Consider the following 17,908-nt stretch of genomic DNA (forward strand, 5'->3'; position numbering starts at 1 on the left):
GCCGACGGGTCACGCTTGGCAGCGCGGGCACCAGTACAGCTTGCGCGCGCCGATCTCCTCGAGAGCGATCTCGGTGCCGCAGATGCGGCACGGCAGACCTGCGCGATGGTAGACCCAGTGCCGGTTGTCGCGGCTCGCCATCGCGGCGCGGTACGCATCGGGCGAGAGATCATCCATGGTCATCATCTGACCGGTCTCGACGCCGACGGCGAGGAGACGCACCCAGTCATGCCACAGGGCTCGCACGACGTCCTCGGGAACCTCTCGGCCGGGGGTATGCGGGTTCAACCGCTGGCGGAACAGCATCTCGGCCCGATACACGTTGCCGATGCCGCTCACCACGGCCTGATCCATGAGCAGGAGAGCGATCACCGTCTGCTTCTTGCGGACCGCCGCGACGAAGCGCTCCTCGTTCTGCACCGGATCGCCCACGAGCGGATCGGGACCGAGCTTCGCGACGCTGGCGAGCATCTCCTCAGGAGTCTGCAGCACGCATGCCGTGGGACCGCGGAGGTCAGCGGCGGTGATGTCGGTCATCAGACGCAGCCGAACCTGCCCGACGACCGGCGGCGGCCACTCGAGCCCCTCGTCAGCGAGACCCTTCGTCTGCTCCGACATGCGAACGTGCACACGGGTTCTACGGGGCGCGCCGATCGACGCCAGCGAGTTCTCTCCGGCATCGTCGAGGATCTCCTCATCCACCACCGTGCCCCTCTGGTTGGTCTGCCCCATGCGACCGTTCGCAGACGCGATGGTGGGGTCCACCAGGATGTCGCCGGCGAAGTCCCAGGCTCCGTAGAGACCGAGGTGCACGCGCAACCACACATCGCCTTCGGCCTCGAGGAACATCTGCTTGCCCACAGCCTGCACGCTGATCGCCTCGCGTCCGTTCAGGACGGCCGCCCCCTCGGCGAATCGTCCCTGCGGGCTCGAGGCGAGCATCGCCTTGCCGACGAAGTTCCGATCGAACTGACGAGCGATGCGATGGACGGAGTGGCCCTCGGGCATGTCAGGCTCGCGGGTCCGGAAGCAGCGAGCCGTCGCGCTCGAAGTCCGCGATCTGACCGATGCGGCGGATGTGACGCTCGTCTCCCGAGAACGGCGTGGCGATGAAGGTGTCGATGAACGAGGTGACCTCGTCGAAGGAGTGCTGACGCGCCCCGATCGAGATCACGTTCGCATCGTTGTGCTCACGGGCGAGCTCTGCGGTCGACGTGTTCCACACCAGCGCGGCGCGGACACCGGCGACTTTGTTCGCGGCGATCTGCTCGCCGTTCCCCGAACCGCCGAACACCACGCCGAGCGTCTCGACCCCGGCCCTCTGGTCCGCCACGACCGCCTGCGCAGCGCGGATGCAGAACGCGGGGTAGTCGTCGAGCGCGTCGTACTCGACCGGCCCGTGGTCGACGACTTCATGGCCTGCGCTGCGCAGATGGTCCTGCAGCTGCGTCGAGAAGTCGAGACCGGCGTGATCGGTGGCGATATGGATGCGCATGGCATCCATCCTAGAAGCGCAGACGGTCAGCGGGTGCTCACGGAGCCACGCCGGCCGCAGCCGGCTTGAATCCCGCCCGGACGTTCTCGCAGCAGCCGGGGCGGCACACATCGAACGCACCGGGCAGAGAGGTGACATGGGGGCGATCCTCGTTCGGACGACCCTCCAGGCGCTCGACGATCAGGTCGACGATTCCGGTGACGAACGACGGGGCGACTCCGGGCGTCGGAGTACGCGTGAAGGCGAGTCCCGCCTCCTCGGCGGCTTCGGCGGCCTCGGTGTCGAGGTCCCAGAGCACCTCCATGTGATCGCTCATGAACCCGACGGGCACCACGGCCACGGCCTTCCGGCCGCGTTCGGGCAGCTCGCCGATGACGTCGCACACATCAGGCTCGAGCCACGGCTGCGAGGCGGGGCCCGAACGGGACTGGTAGACCAGCTCCCACGAGACGTCAGCCGCTGCCGGGATGCTCTCACGGACGCGATCCATCACCCACGCGGCGACGGCGAGATGCTGCGCGGCATACGCGCCGCCCTCGCCCCAGTCGATGTCCCGCGCGCCCGAGCGCTCGGCATCCGCAGTCGGGATGCTGTGGGTGGAGAAGAGGATCTGGATGTCGGCCGGGGCGATTCCCTGACCGAGGAAGGTCTCCACGGCCTCGCGGACACCCGTCTCGAAGGACTCGACGAACCCGGGGTGGTCGTAGAAGGGACGGATCTTGTCGATCGTCACGGTCTCGCCGAGCTTCGTCTCCTCGAGCACTCGCGCGAAGTCCTCGCGATACTGCCGGCAGCTCGAGAAGGAGCTGTACGCGCTCGTGGCGAAGGCGAGGAGCGTCGTCTTGCCGTCGGCTGCGGCTTCGGTGACGACCTCTTCGAGGTAAGGACTCCAGTTGCGGTTACCCCAGTACACCGGAAGATCGATGCCGCGGCGCGCGAGCTCGCCCTCGAGCGCCTCCTTGAGGATGCGGTTCTGTCCGTTGATGGGGCTCACACCGCCGAAATGGCGGTAGTGGTGCGCCACCTCTTCGAGGCGCTCGTCCGGGATCCCCCGCCCCCGCGTGACATTGCGCAGGAAAGGTATGACGTCCTCCTGCCCTTCTGGGCCGCCGAACCCGGCGAGCAGGATGCCGTCATAGGCCACCGGGGTGGTCATATACGGCGCGCCGGAGGAAGCGGCATCGGAGGCAAAGAGGACGGTGTTCTGCTCGATCGCGGTCACCCGTCCATTCTTTCATCTCCTGGAAGTGAGTCAGGCCGCCGTGCTGGCGTAGGCTGTCATGGTTGCCGTGGGCGCCAACTGCGCTGGGTTGCGGCAGCATCCCCTCACCCCTGGGAGTACAGCTGTGCCTGGAGAGAACCTCACCCGCATCGAAGCGCAGGAGCGCCGCGACGTCATCGACACCCAGTCGTACGAAGTCTCGCTCGACCTGACGAAGGGTGCGGAGGTCTTCGGCTCCCGCAGCGTCGTCCGGTTCACCGCGACGCCGGAGAGCATCACCTTCATCGACCTGATCGCACGCGACGTGCGCGAGATCTCGTTGAACGGAGAGCAGCTCGACCCCGACGAGGTCTTCGCCGACTCGCGCATCGCGCTCGCCGGCCTGCAGGCCGAGAACGTCCTCGTGGTCGACGCGGACTGCCTCTACACCAACACCGGCGAGGGACTGCACCGCTTCGTCGACCCTGTCGACGGCGAGGTCTACCTCTACTCCCAGTTCGAGGTCCCCGACTCGCGGCGCGTGTTCGCCGTGTTCGAGCAGCCCGATCTGAAGGCGACGTTCCAGTTCACGGTGACGGCACCGGCGTCCTGGAAGGTCGTGTCGAACTCCCCCACGCCCGAGCCCATCGTCCACGACGACCACTCGGTCGCGACGTGGGGCTTCGAGCCCACGCCGCGCATCTCGTCGTACATCACGGCCCTGGTCGCAGGCCCCTACGAGGCGACGTTCTCCGAGCTCACCAGCTCCTCGGGCCGGGTCATCCCGCTCGGCGTCTACGGACGCAAGAGCCTGTGGCAGCACCTCGACGCCGACTACATCTTCGACAAGACGCGCGAGGGCTTCGCGTACTTCGAGTCGAAGTTCGGCGTTCCCTACCCGTTCGCGAAGTACGACCAGCTCTTCGTCCCCGAGTTCAACGCCGGTGCGATGGAGAACGCGGGGGCGGTCACCTTCACCGAGACGTACGTGTTCCGCAGCAAGGTCACCGACGCCGTCAAGGAGCGCCGCGTCGTCACGATCCTGCATGAGCTCGCGCACATGTGGTTCGGCGACCTCGTGACCATGAAGTGGTGGAATGACCTCTGGCTGAACGAGTCGTTCGCCGAGTGGGCGTCGACGATCGCGACCGCGGAGGCCACCGAGTGGACCGAGGCGTGGACCACTTTCAACGCGATGGAGAAGACCTGGGCCTACCGCCAGGATCAGCTTCCCTCGACCCACCCCATCGTGGCTGAGATCAACGACCTCGAAGACGTGCAGGTGAACTTCGACGGCATCACGTACGCGAAGGGCGGCTCGGTTCTCAAGCAGCTCGCCGCCTGGGTGGGCATCGAGGCGTTCTTCGCCGGCGTCTCGCAGTACTTCCAGAAGCACTCGTGGGGGAACACCGAGCTGAGCGACCTTCTCACCGAGCTCGAAGCCACCAGCGGACGCGATCTGAGCACCTGGTCGAAGAAGTGGCTCGAGACCGCGGGCGTGAACACGCTCGAACCGGTGATCGCAGACGACTCGGACGGCACGATCACACGATTCGCCGTGACGCAGACCGCTCCGGCCGACTACCCGACCATCCGTCCGCATCGGCTCGGCATCGGGTTCTACAACCTCCAGGACGGCGCACTCGTGCGCTCGCACTACGCCGAGGTCGACGTCGACGGAGACCGCACCGAGGTTCCCGAGCTGCATGGCCTCGCGCGTCCCGACCTCGTGCTGCTCAACGACAACGACCTCGCCTACGCGAAGATCCGCCTCGACGAGCGCTCCCTCGCCACCGCGATCGCGCACCTCGCCGACATCAGCGACCCCCTCGCGCGCTCCCTCGTGTGGGGCGCGGCCTGGGACCAGACCCGCGACGCCGAGACCGCGGCCTCCGATTACATCGACCTCGTGCTCGGCAACATCGGCCGCGAGACCGAGTCGACCACGGTCCGCACGACGCTCGCGCAGCTGCGCACCGCCGCCACGCTCTATGTCAGGCCAGAGGCTCGTCTCGCCGCTCGCCAGAAGGTCGCAGACGGACTCTGGGCTCTTGCAGAAGCCGCCGAATCGGGCAGCGACAGCCAGCTCCAGTTCGTGACGGCCTTCGCCAACGCCCTGGTCACTCCCGAGCACGCGGGCATCGTGGGGCGCCTGCGCTCCGGCGAGGAGACGCTCCCGGGCCTCGAGATCGACGCTGACCTCAGCTGGCAGCTGCTCGTCGGACTCGCCACGATCGGCGCGACGGATGCGGCATCCATCGACGCCGCCCTCGCGTCTGACAACACGTCGAAGGGCGGCGAGTTCGCCGCGCAGGCACGTGCGGCGCTGCCCGACTCCGCCTCGAAGAAGGCGGCCTGGGCGTCGCTGATCGAACGCGACGACGCTCCGAACACGATCGTGCGGTCCGCCGCGCTCGGCTTCGTGCACCCGGCCGGCGCCGAGGCTCTTCGCGAGTTCGTGCCCGCGTACTTCGACATGCTCGTGCCGATCTGGGAGTCCCGCAGCTACCAGATCGCGCAGTATCTGATCGTGGGCCTGTTCCCCACGGCCATCGCCGATGTCGAACTGCGCGACGCGACACGCGCGTGGCTGTCGGCCAACCAGGACGCGGCACCGGCGCTGCGCCGTCTGGTGCTCGAGAACCTCGCCGACGTCGAGCGCTCGCTCGCTGCGCAGTCCCGCGACGCGGAGGACTGAGCCCGCTTCTCCCATCAGGCCTCTGCGCGGTGCGTCCAGCCCGCGCAGAGGCCTGATCGCTACTCTGGAGGGGATGATGCAGCCATTCGACACGACGCCCGACCCCGCAGAGACCGTTCTCCCCTCCTGGTGGATGGACGTCGTCACGGTGCTGCGCGATGTGGGCCTGCAGGCGCTCGGAGTGGTCGCGATCATCGCCGGCTGCGTTCTCATCGCTCTCTTGCTCCGCGTGGTCATCCGCCGCGTCGTGCATCGCATCGTCGACAGCGCGAAGAACAAAGCGGCCGTCGACGACACTCAGGCATTGGAACGCTCGCCGCTCGCTGACATGCGTCTCGTGCAACGCACGCGGACTCTCGGCACCATCCTGCAGAACATCGTCAACGTGATGCTGGTGGTCATCGCGATCGTGCTCGTGGTCAATCACCTCGCGCCGACGCTCCTGGGCTCGCTGACACTCCTCACTGCTGCTGTGGGCGCCGGTCTCGGTTTCGGCGCTCAGAACATCGTCAAGGACGTGCTCAACGGCATGTTCATCGTGGCGGAGGATCAGATCGGAATCGGCGATGTCGTCGATCTCGGCCTCGCCTCGGGCGTGGTCGAATACGTGAGCGTGCGCATCACGCAGGTGCGCGACGTGAACGGCACGCTCTGGTACGTCCGCAACGGCGAGGTGCTTCGCATCGGCAACATGTCGCAGGGCTGGGCCAGGGCGATCATCGATCTCGGCGTGCCGGTGGACGCCGATCTCGAGAAGGTCGAGCAGATCATGCTCGACACGGCTCAGGCTCTCGCGAAGGATCCGAAGTGGCGCACCCGCATCATCGAGAAGCCCGAGCTCTGGGGCCTCGAGTCGATCGACGGCGACGCCCTCGTCGTGCGGCTCGTCATCAAGGCTCGTGCCAACGCCAAGGACGACGTCGCGCAGGAGCTGCGTAAGCGCCTACGGGCCGCGATGCTCGAGAACGAGATCCTCCTCCCGAGCATGACCACCGTCGTCCCCACCGGCCTCGAGGGCGCCCGTCGCGTTCGGGGTGCCAATCCCCCCAAGACACGTCCGAACGCCGTCACCGGCGTTCCCGTCATCCCGGATCGTGGAATCTGGCGGCGCAAGAAGACGAACGATGACGGGAGCTCCCAGAAGTGACGTTCTACGACGAGGTCGGCGGGCACGACACCTTCGCGAAGATCGTGTCGGTCTTCTATCGCGAGGTCGCACTGGACCCGGTCCTGAAGCCGATGTACCCCGAAGAGGATCTCGGCCCTGCCGAGGAGCGACTGCTGATGTTCCTGGAGCAGTACTGGGGTGGCCCCACGACCTATGGGGAGACGCGCGGACACCCACGCCTGCGGATGCGTCATATGCCGTTCCACGTCGATCCCGACGCTCGTGACAGGTGGCTCCGGCACATGCGAACGGCTTTGGACGAGGCGCAATTGTCGCCACTCCACGAATCGACGCTGTGGGACTACCTCGAACGCGCCGCGTATGCCATGGTGAACACATTCGAGCCGTCCGGCATCGGCGCACCCTCGGCCGGGCGCCCCACGCTCGAGACGCGATCACGTCAGGAATCAACGGAGAGCACATGACGAACACGCCCCTGTCTGCAGACGTACTGGTCATCGGATGGGGGCTCGCCGGTCTTGTCGCAGCGGGTGAGGCGCTGGATGCCGGTCGTCGTGTGATCCTGGTCGACCAGGAGCCGCGCACCAACCTCGGCGGGCAGGCATGGTGGTCGTTCGGCGGCCTGTTCTTCATCGACTCCCCCGAGCAGAGGCGGATGGGCATTCGCGATTCGCTGGCCCTCGCCACGCAGGACTGGTTCGGGACCGCTTTGTTCGACCGCCCCGAGGATCACTGGCCGCGTCGGTGGGCCGAGGCCTATCTGCAGTTCGCGGCCGGAGAGAAGCGCTCGTGGTTGCGCAAACGCGGAGTGGGTTTCTTCCCGGTGGTCGGCTGGGCCGAACGCGGAGGCTACGGTGCGCTCGGTCCCGGCAACTCCGTCCCTCGATTCCACATCACCTGGGGCACCGGGCCGGGCGTCGTCGCGCCGTTCGCCGCCGCGGTCGAGCAGGGCGAACGCGAGGGACGGATCACGATCCTCCCCCGCCATCGCGTGACGGAGCTGATCACCACCGACGGAGCCGTCACCGGCGCGCGCGGCACGATCCTGGAGTCGAGCCCCGCCGCTCGCGGCGTCGAATCGACGCGGCGCGCGATCGGCGACTTCGAGATCAGCGCCGGCGCCACGATCGTCTCCTCCGGCGGTATCGGAGGAAATCACGACCTCGTGCGCGCTGCCTGGCCGGCAACCTTGGGCGCCCCTCCTGAGCACATGCTCACGGGAGTGCCCGCATATGTGGACGGATCGATGCACGCCGTCTCGGAGTCTGCCGGTGCGCGTCTCGTCAACGGCGACCGCATGTGGCACTACGTCGAGGGAATCACGAACTGGAACCCCGTGTGGCCGTCGCACGGCATCCGCATCCTCCCCGGCCCGTCGTCGCTGTGGCTGGACGCGACGGGCAAGAGACTGCCCGTGCCGCTCTTCCCCGGCTTCGACACGCTGGGCACACTCGCCCACCTCCGCAGCACCGGCTACGACCACTCGTGGTTCGTCACCTCTCGCCAGATCGTCGAGAAGGAGTTCGCCCTCTCCGGAAGCGAACAGAACCCCGATCTCACCGGTAAGGATGTCGGGCTCCTCGTGAAGTCCCGACTCGCCAAGGGCCCGACGGGGCCGGTGCAGGCGTTCCTCGACGAGGGAGAGGACTTCATCGTCGAGAACGACCTCGAATCGCTGCTCGAGCAGATGCAGCGGCACCCCGGCGGAGAGTCACTCGACATCGATCATGTGCGACGAGAGGTGATCGCGCGTGACCTCGAGATGGAGAACGAGTTCACGAAAGACGCCCAGATCGGCATGCTGCGTTCGATGCGCGGCTACCGTGGCGACAAGCTGATCCGCACCGCAGCTCCGCATCGTCTTCAAGACCCGGCAGCCGGCCCTCTCGTCGCCGTCAAGCTGCACGTTCTCACCAGGAAGTCGCTCGGCGGGATCAACACCGATCTCGACGGCCGCGCTCTCGGAGCCGACGGCGAACCGATCGTCGGTCTGTACGCCGCCGGCGAGGCGAGCGGATTCGGGGGCGGCGGTGTGCACGGTTACCGGGCGCTCGAGGGCACGTTCCTCGGTGGGTGTCTCTTCTCGGGACGCCAGGCCGGGCGCGCAGCCGCCCGCTGAGCTCGTGCTCCGCGCTACTGGGCGGAGCCGGTGCCCCTGACCGCTGTGAGACCGGTCGCGACGGGTCCTCGAGCGAGAACGTGACCACGCCGGAAGGCGAGTCGAGTCCACCGCCCCGACTGCATCACCGGAACGTCTTCCTCACCGGAGATGAAGCCGAACGCGTCGGCCGCGAACGCGACTCCGCGAGGCAGGCCGCCGAGATCCTCGTCGGGCTCCCCCCAGATGGCTGCACGAAGCGCTCTGACGGCTTCCTCCCCGGACCCGGGCGTCGCTCCGCGCGCAACTGCGCTGATCCCCCACTGCGCGCGTCGAGCGATGACGGATGCCGCCAGGGTCGACGTCGGCTGCCAGTGGCCGCGCGGTGGAGCGACTCCGGCCCACGCGGGTGAGAGCCCTGTCTCCGGCAGGGTCAGCGCGCTGTCATCGTCTGTCGCGGTGAGCGAGGAGACGACGACATCGCACTCGAGCTCAGGATCCGCCTGCACGACGCGCATCGCCAGCACTGTCGGGGTCTGATCGAACAGACCGTGGGGCGCTAGAGCGGCTCCTGTGAGCGCGAGAACACCTCCGGCCGCCTGCAGCCGAACCCCCTCATCGGAGATTCGGGTCGCTCGCCCGAGGAAGGTCAGTACGTCCTTCGCGGTCTCGGCGTCTGCAAGAAGAAGCTGGTGGGGCACACCCTCTAAACTAGCAACGCCAGCGGCATCCGCCGTCGCGGGAAGGAACTCATGACCGCCGACGCCCACGCGATTCGCACCGTCGAACAACTCCTCGACGTACTGGACCTCGATTCCACTCAGGCCCGCACCACCGAGGACATCTTCACCGGATCTTCGCATCCGATGCCCTCCGGGCGGATCTACGGTGGTCAAGTGCTCGCTCAGAGCCTCCTCGCCGCGGAACGGACGCTCCCCGAGGATCGTGCGGTGCACTCCATGCACGGGTACTTTCTGCGGCCGGGCGACGCAAGCCAGGGCATCACGATCGCCGTCGACCGCATCCACGACGGCCGATCCTTCTCCACCCGTCGTTCGCAGGCGTATCAGAACGGTGTGCCGATCTTCTCGATGATCGCCTCCTTCCAGGACGACGATCCGGGCATCGAGCACGCGGTTCCCATGCCTGAAGGAATTCCGGGTCCGGACTCTCTGCTGCCCGACGAGCAGCGCGTCGACGGGCTGCCGCCCGGCATTGTTCGGATGCTCAGCGATCGCGCCGCTGACGTGCGCCACATCGACTCGCCGATGTTCCTGCCGAGCGAGGATTCCCGCGTTCCTCAGCAGGGCGTCTGGATGCGCATGAAGGCACCGCTTCCCGACGACCAGCGCATTCACCGGGCGGCTCTCGCATATCTCAGCGATATGACGATCCAGGAATCGATCCTTCGCGCCCACGGCGTGTACTGGGGGCTCCCGGGGTTGAAGGTGGCGAGCCTCGACCATGCGATGTGGTGGCACCGGCCTGCGCGCGTCGACGAGTGGCTGCTCTACCTGCAGGAATCGCCGAACGCGCGCGGGGGCCGCGGCCTCGCTCAGGGACGCATCTACACGCAGTCGGGCGATCTGGTCGCCTCTGTCGCCCAGGAGATCATGGTCAGGGTGCCGTCCCCGGCCTGATGCCGCGCCATTCGGCTCAGCGGTGGGTGTACTCGATGGAGGGGCCGACGTACGGCTCCCACGCGTCGCGCATCTCCTGCGTGAGCCGTGTGGGACGGCCCGACTTGGCGTCGACGAGCACGATGATCGCGGTCGACCGCGCATAGATCATGCGGGGCTCGGCTGCGGGGTCGTTGTGCACCTCGTAGCAGACCTCGACGCTGGAGCCGCCGAGCTTGCCGAACCACATCTGCACTTCGAGAGGTCGACGCTGGTACGGCACCGGAGCGAGGTACTCGATCTCCTGCCGCGCGATGAGCGTCAGCGTGCCCTCGTCGATGCCTGAATCGAGCACAGCGGTCGATGGTGCCTGCTCACCGGGACCCGCACGCCAGAACGCGCGTACGCGCGCCTCCTCGAGGAGCTTCAGCATCGAGGTGTTGTTGACGTGATTGAATGCGTCCAGATCGCCCCAGCGGAGGTGGATCGGGATGTGCAGCCGGGGCCCCGGTGTCAGGTCGGACATCGGCGATCAGTCGCGCGTGAGCTTGCGGTGCGTCGACCGGTGCGGCTTGGCCGCGTCGGCGCCGAGGCGCTGGACCTTGTTCTCCTCGTAGGACTCGAAGTTGCCCTCGAACCAGTACCACTGAGCGGGCTTCTCGTCGGTGCCCTCGTACGCGAGGATGTGGGTCGCGATGCGGTCGAGGAACCACCGGTCGTGAGTGATGACCACTGCGCAGCCGGGGAACTCGAGAAGCGCGTTCTCGAGAGAACTCAGCGTCTCGACGTCCAGGTCGTTGGTCGGCTCGTCGAGCAGGAGAAGGTTGCCGCCCTCCTTGAGCGTGAGGGCCAGGTTCAGACGGTTGCGCTCACCACCGGAGAGCACGCCTGCCTTCTTCTGCTGGTCCGGGCCCTTGAAACCGAACTTCGAGACGTACGCGCGTGAGGGGATCTCCGTCTTGCCCACCGTGATGACGTCGAGACCGTCGGACACGACCTCCCACAGCGTCTTGTCGGGGTCGATGTTCGAGCGCGACTGGTCGACGTAGCTGATCTTGACCGTCTCGCCGATCTTGAGGTCTCCGCCGTCGAGCGGCTCCAGGCCGACGATCGTCTTGAACAGGGTCGTCTTACCGACACCGTTGGGGCCGATCACACCGACGATGCCGTTCGGCGGAAGGTTGAAGCTGAGCCCATCGATGAGCACCCGGCCGTCGAAGCCCTTCTGGAGCTTCTTCGCATCGATCACGATGCTTCCGAGACGCGGTCCCGCAGGAATCGAGATCTCCTCGAAGTCCAGCTTCCTGGTGCGTTCGGCCTCTGTCGCCATCTCCTCGTACCGCGCGAGTCGCGCCTTCGACTTCGTCTGACGGCCCTTCGCGCTGGACCTGACCCACTCCAGCTCCTCCTTGAGGCGCTTGGCGAGCTTCGCGTCCTTCTTGCCCTGGACCTCGAGGCGTTCGCCCTTCTTCTCCAGGTAAGTCGAGTAGTTGCCCTCGTAGCCGATCAGGCGGCCACGGTCGACCTCGGCGATCCATTCGGCGACGTGGTCGAGGAAGTACCGGTCGTGAGTGATGGCGATGACCGCGCCCTTGTATGCCTGAAGGTGCTGCTCGAGCCAGAGCACGCTTTCCGCGTCGAGGTGGTTGGTCGGCTCGTCGAGCAGGAGCAGATCGGGCTTCTGCAGGAGCAGCTTCGCGAGTGCGACGCGTCGCTTCTCGCCTCCGGAGAGCGGAGCGATCGCCGCGTCTCCGGGAGGCGTGCGCAGGGCGTCCATGGCCTGTTCGAGCTGCGAATCGAGGTCCCAGCCGTCCGCCGCGTCGATCTCCTCCTGCAGGGTTCCCATCTCGGAGAGCAGGGAGTCGAAGTCGGCATCGGGATCTGCCATCAGCATGGAGATCTCGTTGAACCGGTCGACCTTCGCCTTGATGGCGATGCCGTCCTGGATGTTCTCGATCACCGTCTTGGTCTCGTCGAGCTCCGGCTCCTGCATCAGGATTCCGACCGAGAAACCGGGAGACAGCTTCGCCTCGCCGTTCGACGGCGTGTCCATGCCGGCCATGATCTTGAGGATCGTCGACTTACCGGCACCGTTGGGACCCACCATGCCGATCTTGGCACCGGGGAGGAACGCCATCGTGACGTCATCGAGGATGAGCTTCTCACCCACCGCCTTACGTGCACGAACCATCGAGTAGATGTACTCAGCCACCGAAAACCGCTCCTTCTGTTGGCGTCGAAGATCGACACTCCAGCCTACCGGCGATCTCGGGGGCCGCTACCGGAGCCGGATGCCAGCTCCACGACGCGGTTGCGCGAGTTGCCGCACGTGCCACGCGCGTGGCGGGTCACCAGTCGATCGCTCGCGTCGTCCCGACGAGACAACGTCCCTCGGCCAGTTGCGGCATGACGACCGTGACGGGCTCGCCCGTCGACGGGCCCACCTGCCCTATGAGGCATTCCGTGTCTCCCCACCGCACGGCGAACATGAGGCTCTCCACCGGGTTGCCGACGGTCGAGACGTCCTGTGTGACCTGCATGGCTGCGCGGTCGAACCCGGCGGCGATCAGGGCGTCGATGTAGGCACGACCCGACACCTTCTGGTCTGACGCCCACACCGCGGCGGTCACGGCCGCGAAGAGCGGCAGGTTGTCATCGGCGGTGCCGTCCGGAACATACGCGGGACCCGAAGGAGACACCGACGGACTGGGGCTCACTGCGGCATCCGTCGGCTTCGGTGTGGGCGTTGCGGGCGCGCCGCACGAGGTCAGCAGCAGCGCGAGCGTCGTGGCGACGCCGGTCGCGATCGCCGCACGCGATGCGGAGGAGTCCGGTCGTCGAAGCACGAACTGAGTCTAAGGGCGTCCTCCCCCGCAGCGCCCGAGCGCGCTCACGGATGCGATCTGCGCCGGCGTCGATCGGCCGGGAATCTCAGAGAGTGCTCGCCCCTGCGGCAGCAGAATCCGCGAGGCCGTCATCGGCGCCCAAGAGCGCGCCGTCCTTCGCCGCCCACGACGTGTCGATGTCCGGACCGTCACCACGCGAGTGCGCAGGCTGCTCGGGGTCATCGTGCGGATCCGATGTCGCAGCGGTTCTGGGCGGGGCATCGACCCCCGATCGCGCGCTGCGGCGATACGCCGTCGTCCCCCATCGGAGATCGTGGCCGATCGCATCGGCGTCGATGTCGACGCTCGTGCCCTGCTTGCCGTTGTTCTCCCATGCGCGGATCTTCATCCTCCCCGTGACGATCACGCTGTCACCGGACCGCAGAGAGGCCTTCGCATGTTCGCCCAGCTGACGGAAAGCCGCGACCGAGTACCAGTTCGTCGTCACATCGACCCACGTCTGGGTCGCATCATCGAATCGTCGGTGCGTGCTCGCGAGTCGGAAGTTCGTGACGGGAACTCCACTTGTCGTTCGCCCCTGAGTGGGATCGGTGGCGACGTTGCCGACGATGGTCACTGTGTCATGCATGTTCTCTCCTCTGTGCCCGGAGCGTGCGTCCGGATCACTTCAGAGTGCGCCCTCTCTCCACCTCGCCGATGCCGAGAACACGGGCATCCTGAACAACTCGGAGCGGCGCGCGAATGTGCAGAACCACTCCGTCGCCGGCAGTCGTCACGTCTGGCCAGCAATGTCGGTGGTCGGTCATACGTTCGAATCATGAAAGGAGATTCGATGTCTGCAACCCTGATCACGTCCACGCCCGAGGTTCCCTACGCGACACCGCAGCTGTCGACCAAGAAGGAGCATCTCGTGCGCGCGTCAGCCCACCTGTGGCGGGTTCACGACGCGCGAGAGAGGGTCCTCGGGCACCTGCGCCTCATCCCGGATCCACTCGGGGTTCGCTACCGGGCGGAGCGCCTGCACCTCGCCACGGCGTCGTTCCGACTCGTCGGCGACTTCTGGAGCGCGGATGACGCGGTCGCCGCTCTCCGCAACGGATGAGCACTGCCCGGCTCAGGCGATCGTGCCCCCGGCAGGATTCGAACCTGCGACCAAGAGATTAGAAGGCTCCTGCTCTATCCCCTGAGCTACGGAGGCGCACACATCTACCGTACCGCGCCAGACTCGGATGTCGGAGCCGTCGATAGGATGGCGAAATGGTATCTGCCTCAGAGAATGACCGCCTCGTATGGATCGATTGTGAGATGACCGGTCTCGATCTGGCCGTCGACGAACTCGTCGAGATCGCCGTCGTCGTCACTGATTTCGAGCTCCGTCCGGTGGACCCCGGCTTCCAGGTCGTCATCCGCCCGAGCGACGCGGCACTCGAGAACATGAATGACTTCGTGACGAAGATGCACGAGACGTCGGGGTTGATCAACGAGATCCCCCACGGCGTATCGTTGGCCGAGGCCGAGGCGCAGACCCTCGCCTACATCAAGCGATTCGCTCCGGTCGAGCGCAAGGCTCCTCTCGCCGGCAACACCATCGGCACAGACCGGATGTTCCTGGCCAAGTACATGAGTCAGGTCGATCAGTGGCTCCACTATCGCAACGTCGATGTCTCGAGCATCAAAGAGCTCTCGCGGCGGTGGTACCCGCGGGTGTTCTTCCAGGCGCCGGCGAAGGACGGCGGACACCGCGCCCTCGCCGACATCCTCGAGTCCATTCGCGAGCTGCGGTACTACCGCGAGGCGGTCTTCGTCGACGAACCGGGGCCCTCGAGTGACGATGCTCGCGACATCGCCGCACGCACGGTGTCAGAGTTCACTCCGAACATGTAATAGACTCGTCTGGTTGCCGATCGCGATCGGCACATGGTGGGTATAGCTCAGCTGGTAGAGCGCTGGCTTGTGGTGCCGGATGTCGCGGGTTCGAGTCCCGTTACTCACCCCACTCTGAGAAGGTCCGAGTCGAAAGGCTCGGACCTTCTCTGCGTCACGAAGCGCTTCCTGCTCCGGGCCCGAACCACGGTGATCGACGCACGGTGAGGCCCCCGTAGGATTGCGGGGTGTCGCTCGCCGTGTGGTTCTCACTTCTGACCGCCTGCGTGGTTATCAGCTTCACGCCGGGGGCCGGCGCCATCAACACGATGTCGAACGCGCTGAGCCAGGGCTGGCGCCGTTCGATCTGGGGAATCCTCGGGCAGCAGCTCGCTCTCATCGTTCATGTCGTGATCGTGGCGGCAGGCCTCGGACTCGTCGTGTCGCAGTCTGAGGTGCTGTTCAACGTGATCCGATACGCCGGCGCGGCATACCTGGTCTTCCTCGGCATACGTCTGATCCTCACCAAGCCGAAGCTTCCTGCCGCTGATGAGGGGACCACGGTCGACCTCTACGAGGGCCACTGGTCGATGATCAGACGCGGGTTCTGGGTGAATCTCCTCAACCCGAAGGCGATCGTGTTCTTCCTCGCGTTCATCCCGCAGTTCATCCGCCTCGATCAGCCACAGCTCCCTCAATACCTCACTCTCATCGTCACGGTCATCATCGTCGACATCGTGGTGATGTGGGGGTTCTTCGCCACCGCGGCACGGCCTTTCCGAAGCCTCACACGATCAGCGCGCGGACAGCGGACGCTCAACAGCGTCTTCGGCGTCCTCTTCATCGCCGTCGCCGGTCTCCTCGTCTTCCTCCACTGACGCTTCGCTCCCCCGCCCGGCAATAGGCTGGACCTGATGGAAATGGATGCTGCGGACTTCGAAGAACTCGTGATCGACGAGCTCGATCGGCTGCCCGACGAGATGGTCGACGGGCTGGAGAACGTGGTGTTCGTCGTCGAGGATCGTCCGGAGGACGGAAGCCTGGACCTGCTCGGGCTCTACGACGGGCTGGCCCTGACCGAGCGCACGCAGTACGGCTCCGGCGAGCTCCCCGACCGGATCGTCGTCTACCGCGAGCCGCATCTGGCAGCGTGCGAGACGGACGACGAACTGCGCGACGAGGTGCACACGACCCTGGTGCACGAGATCGCGCACTTCTACGGCATCGACGACGAGCAGCTCCACACGCTGGGGTGGGCATGAGCCCCCTCGCCACGCCCGACGTCGAAGAGTCGGTCGATCTCTCGGCAGCTCCGCTCGAACCATGGGAGGTCGTCGTGTGGAACGACCCTGTCAACCTGATGAGCTACGTCGTGCGAGTCTTCCGCACCTACTTCGGCTACTCGCTGGAGCGCGCGACGGTGCTCATGCGACAGGTGCACCACGACGGCCAGGCGATCGTCGCGACAGGGCCGCGAGAGACGATGGAGGTGCACGCGCAGGCGATGCACGACTACGGCCTGTGGGCGACCGTCCGAAAGGCCAAAGGATGAGCGAGCCGATGGTGCGGATACGTATGGCTCGGGTCGAGGGCGCGCAGCTCGCGCAGCTGGTCGACGACTTCCGCGATCTCGTGGGAGCGACCCGCGACGTCGAGGATCCCGCGATCGGCCGCCTGGTTCCCGATGCCTACCCCGAGGACGAGGAGTCGTCTCGCGCGTTCCGGGATGCGACGCGAGAAGACCTGCTCGACCGACGCGCTCTGGACGCGGACATCGTCCGCACCGCACTCGCAGGCATGCGCGGTGACCTCGCCGAGATGTCACACAGCGAGGCCTTCGCGGAGCACGACCTCGACATACCTCCGTCCGACATCGACGCATGGCTGCGCACGCTCACCGCATTGCGCCTCGTGATCGCGGAGCGCCTCGGCATCGAGAGCGACGATGACCATGACCCCGACGACCCGCGGTTCGGCGTCTACGACTGGCTGGGGTACCGCCTCGAACTCACGATCGACGCGGCCGACGAGCTCCTCTGAGACCTACGGCACCTCGATGACCCTGGTCGCGAGCGCACGGGGATCGTCACGCACGATGTGATCGCTTTCCTGCTGCGCCCAGCGATCCCAGTGCGGACGGTAGGTATCGCCATCGCGCGCCAGCGCTCGGGCCTTGCGACCGGCCTCCGCGGACTCGACCCAGACCCGGACATCCGCAATCGCCGCCGTGGCGGGCGTGAGTATCCCGCTCCCTTCGATCAGCACCCCGAGCGCCGGGTCGACCGCGTGAATCTCGGCCTCGCTGCCGCTCCCCCAGTCCCATCGTCGCCACTCGCCCAGATACCCTCGTCCGTGCGGGCGGAGGATGCCGTCCAGAGCGCGTTCAACTCCGTCTCTGAGCCCGTCCCAGCCCGGATAGATCGAATCCAGTGCGACGAGCTGCACCCGTCCTGCTATCGGCCAGCGTTCGACGAGCATGCGCGCGAGGGTCGTCTTCCCTGCTCCGCTGCGACCGTCGATCAGGACGACCGGGTTCGCCGCCGCGAGCATGTGGATGTCGTCGACGATCAGGGCCGCAGCGCGCTCGAGGGCGTCAGCGACCGGGTCACTACTTCTTGAGGGCACGGATGATGCGAGAGAGCGCGCGTCCGGTCACCCAGATGAACGGCACAGCGACGACGAGCAGCGTCACGATGTTGGGCTCGAACCGGAGCCCCTCCTCGCGACGGACGTAGACGCCGACCGGGACCGACACACCTCCGCCTCCGCCGCCCTCGGCGCCGTCAGCGCTTCCTCCGCCGAAGCCGGAGTAGGTGAACGCCACCGGAGTGATGCTCACGCCGTCGATATCCTGCGGCTCGCCGTACGCGCTCTTCACGCCGAACGAGGCGGCCTGCTGTCCGAGTTCCAGTGCAATGTTGGGCATGGCTCCACGCTAGCCCAGGAATCGGCTGTGGGA

Annotated in this window: 21 protein-coding genes and 2 tRNA genes; 12 read left to right on the forward strand and 11 right to left on the reverse strand. The window is 66.5% G+C overall.

Going from position 1 to position 17,908, the window contains the following annotated elements; all coding sequences use genetic code 11:
• Positions 1-9: 9 nt before the first annotated feature.
• From OPU70_RS02970 to OPU70_RS02980, 3 genes are read right to left on the reverse strand one after another with little or no spacing between them, the layout of a single operon-like run.
• Positions 10-1,008 (reverse strand): Fpg/Nei family DNA glycosylase, encoded by a 999-nt coding sequence (locus OPU70_RS02970; RefSeq protein WP_475434871.1) that lies wholly within the window; start codon positions 1,006-1,008, stop codon positions 10-12.
• A 1-nt stretch (position 1,009) separates the two neighbouring features.
• On the reverse strand, positions 1,010-1,495 hold the full coding sequence (locus tag OPU70_RS02975; protein ID WP_042536711.1) for a ribose-5-phosphate isomerase: 486 nt from the start codon (positions 1,493-1,495) through the stop codon (positions 1,010-1,012).
• Between the two features lie 37 nt (positions 1,496-1,532).
• Positions 1,533-2,717 carry a ferrochelatase gene (locus tag OPU70_RS02980; RefSeq protein WP_042536712.1) on the reverse strand — a complete coding sequence of 395 codons (1,185 nt, stop codon included), beginning with the start codon at positions 2,715-2,717 and terminating at the stop codon, positions 1,533-1,535.
• Positions 2,718-2,841: 124 nt separating this feature from the next.
• Here OPU70_RS02980 and pepN point away from each other — a divergent pair, with 124 nt between their 5' ends.
• The 4 genes from pepN to OPU70_RS03000 all read left to right on the forward strand — a co-directional run bounded on the left by pepN (position 2,842) and on the right by OPU70_RS03000 (position 8,642).
• Positions 2,842-5,394 (forward strand): aminopeptidase N, encoded by a 2,553-nt coding sequence (gene pepN, locus OPU70_RS02985; protein WP_042536714.1) that lies wholly within the window; start codon positions 2,842-2,844, stop codon positions 5,392-5,394.
• 73 nt (positions 5,395-5,467) lie between these two features.
• Positions 5,468-6,541: a mechanosensitive ion channel family protein gene (locus OPU70_RS02990; protein WP_042536715.1), complete on the forward strand. Its 1,074-nt coding sequence runs from the start codon at positions 5,468-5,470 to the stop codon at positions 6,539-6,541.
• Positions 6,538-6,987 (forward strand): globin, encoded by a 450-nt coding sequence (locus tag OPU70_RS02995; RefSeq protein WP_042536716.1) that lies wholly within the window; start codon positions 6,538-6,540, stop codon positions 6,985-6,987. Before OPU70_RS02990 ends, OPU70_RS02995 begins: the two co-directional genes overlap by 4 nt.
• The gene (locus OPU70_RS03000; protein WP_498557111.1) at positions 6,984-8,642 is read left to right on the forward strand and encodes an FAD-binding dehydrogenase; all 1,659 of its coding nucleotides are present in this window, start codon (positions 6,984-6,986) and stop codon (positions 8,640-8,642) included. The genes OPU70_RS02995 and OPU70_RS03000 overlap by 4 nt, the downstream gene beginning before the upstream one ends.
• 14 nt (positions 8,643-8,656) lie before the next feature.
• Here the strand turns inward: OPU70_RS03000 and OPU70_RS03005 are convergent, their stop codons facing one another.
• Positions 8,657-9,322 carry a DUF8185 domain-containing protein gene (locus OPU70_RS03005; protein ID WP_056376762.1) on the reverse strand — a complete coding sequence of 222 codons (666 nt, stop codon included), beginning with the start codon at positions 9,320-9,322 and terminating at the stop codon, positions 8,657-8,659.
• Positions 9,323-9,373: 51 nt separating this feature from the next.
• On the opposite strand from OPU70_RS03005, the gene OPU70_RS03010 reads away from it, so the two are divergent.
• Entirely contained in the window at positions 9,374-10,261 is an 888-nt protein-coding gene (locus tag OPU70_RS03010) for an acyl-CoA thioesterase (protein ID WP_498557112.1), read from the forward strand.
• 16 nt (positions 10,262-10,277) lie between these two features.
• Here OPU70_RS03010 and OPU70_RS03015 read toward each other — a convergent pair whose 3' ends face one another.
• The 4 genes from OPU70_RS03015 to OPU70_RS03030 all read right to left on the reverse strand — a co-directional run bounded on the left by OPU70_RS03015 (position 10,278) and on the right by OPU70_RS03030 (position 13,714).
• On the reverse strand, positions 10,278-10,766 hold the full coding sequence (locus OPU70_RS03015) for an acyl-CoA thioesterase (RefSeq protein ID WP_498557113.1): 489 nt from the start codon (positions 10,764-10,766) through the stop codon (positions 10,278-10,280).
• A 6-nt stretch (positions 10,767-10,772) separates the two neighbouring features.
• Complete coding sequence (gene ettA, locus OPU70_RS03020) at positions 10,773-12,452, reverse strand: energy-dependent translational throttle protein EttA (protein WP_042536724.1); 1,680 nt, start codon at positions 12,450-12,452, stop codon at positions 10,773-10,775.
• Between the two features lie 136 nt (positions 12,453-12,588).
• Positions 12,589-13,086, reverse strand: a complete 498-nt coding sequence (locus OPU70_RS03025) for a DUF6993 domain-containing protein (RefSeq protein ID WP_498557114.1) — start codon at positions 13,084-13,086, stop codon at positions 12,589-12,591.
• A gap of 85 nt (positions 13,087-13,171) precedes the next feature.
• Positions 13,172-13,714 carry a single-stranded DNA-binding protein gene (locus tag OPU70_RS03030; protein ID WP_498557115.1) on the reverse strand — a complete coding sequence of 181 codons (543 nt, stop codon included), beginning with the start codon at positions 13,712-13,714 and terminating at the stop codon, positions 13,172-13,174.
• Between the two features lie 204 nt (positions 13,715-13,918).
• Between OPU70_RS03030 and OPU70_RS03035 the strand changes: the two genes are divergently transcribed.
• Positions 13,919-14,188: a hypothetical protein gene (locus OPU70_RS03035; protein WP_052492803.1), complete on the forward strand. Its 270-nt coding sequence runs from the start codon at positions 13,919-13,921 to the stop codon at positions 14,186-14,188.
• A 23-nt stretch (positions 14,189-14,211) separates the two neighbouring features.
• Here OPU70_RS03035 and OPU70_RS03040 read toward each other — a convergent pair.
• A tRNA-Arg gene (locus tag OPU70_RS03040) sits at positions 14,212-14,284 on the reverse strand.
• A gap of 59 nt (positions 14,285-14,343) precedes the next feature.
• Here OPU70_RS03040 and orn point away from each other — a divergent pair.
• From orn to OPU70_RS03070, 6 genes are all read left to right on the forward strand, one after another.
• A complete protein-coding gene (gene orn, locus OPU70_RS03045) occupies positions 14,344-14,970 on the forward strand; it encodes an oligoribonuclease (RefSeq protein WP_042536728.1) in 627 nt (208 codons plus the stop codon).
• A 36-nt stretch (positions 14,971-15,006) separates the two neighbouring features.
• Positions 15,007-15,082 (forward strand) — tRNA-His (locus tag OPU70_RS03050).
• A gap of 115 nt (positions 15,083-15,197) precedes the next feature.
• Positions 15,198-15,827 carry a LysE family transporter gene (locus tag OPU70_RS03055; protein WP_079112764.1) on the forward strand — a complete coding sequence of 210 codons (630 nt, stop codon included), beginning with the start codon at positions 15,198-15,200 and terminating at the stop codon, positions 15,825-15,827.
• Between the two features lie 36 nt (positions 15,828-15,863).
• Positions 15,864-16,211, forward strand: coding sequence for a metallopeptidase family protein (locus OPU70_RS03060; RefSeq protein ID WP_056376754.1), 348 nt, complete (start codon positions 15,864-15,866; stop codon positions 16,209-16,211).
• A complete protein-coding gene (gene clpS / locus OPU70_RS03065) occupies positions 16,208-16,501 on the forward strand; it encodes an ATP-dependent Clp protease adapter ClpS (RefSeq protein WP_042536733.1) in 294 nt (97 codons plus the stop codon). Before OPU70_RS03060 ends, clpS begins: the two co-directional genes overlap by 4 nt.
• Positions 16,498-16,989: a DUF2017 family protein gene (locus tag OPU70_RS03070; RefSeq protein ID WP_042536734.1), complete on the forward strand. Its 492-nt coding sequence runs from the start codon at positions 16,498-16,500 to the stop codon at positions 16,987-16,989. Before clpS ends, OPU70_RS03070 begins: the two co-directional genes overlap by 4 nt.
• A 3-nt stretch (positions 16,990-16,992) precedes the next feature.
• Here the strand turns inward: OPU70_RS03070 and OPU70_RS03075 are convergent, their stop codons facing one another.
• Positions 16,993-17,574, reverse strand: coding sequence for a nucleoside/nucleotide kinase family protein (locus tag OPU70_RS03075; RefSeq protein ID WP_498557116.1), 582 nt, complete (start codon positions 17,572-17,574; stop codon positions 16,993-16,995).
• Positions 17,558-17,875, reverse strand: a complete 318-nt coding sequence (locus tag OPU70_RS03080) for a hypothetical protein (RefSeq protein WP_498557117.1) — start codon at positions 17,873-17,875, stop codon at positions 17,558-17,560. The genes OPU70_RS03075 and OPU70_RS03080 overlap by 17 nt, the downstream gene beginning before the upstream one ends.
• Positions 17,876-17,908 lie beyond the last annotated feature (33 nt).

Source organism: Microbacterium sp. SWDP-B6, from assembly GCF_059803615.1.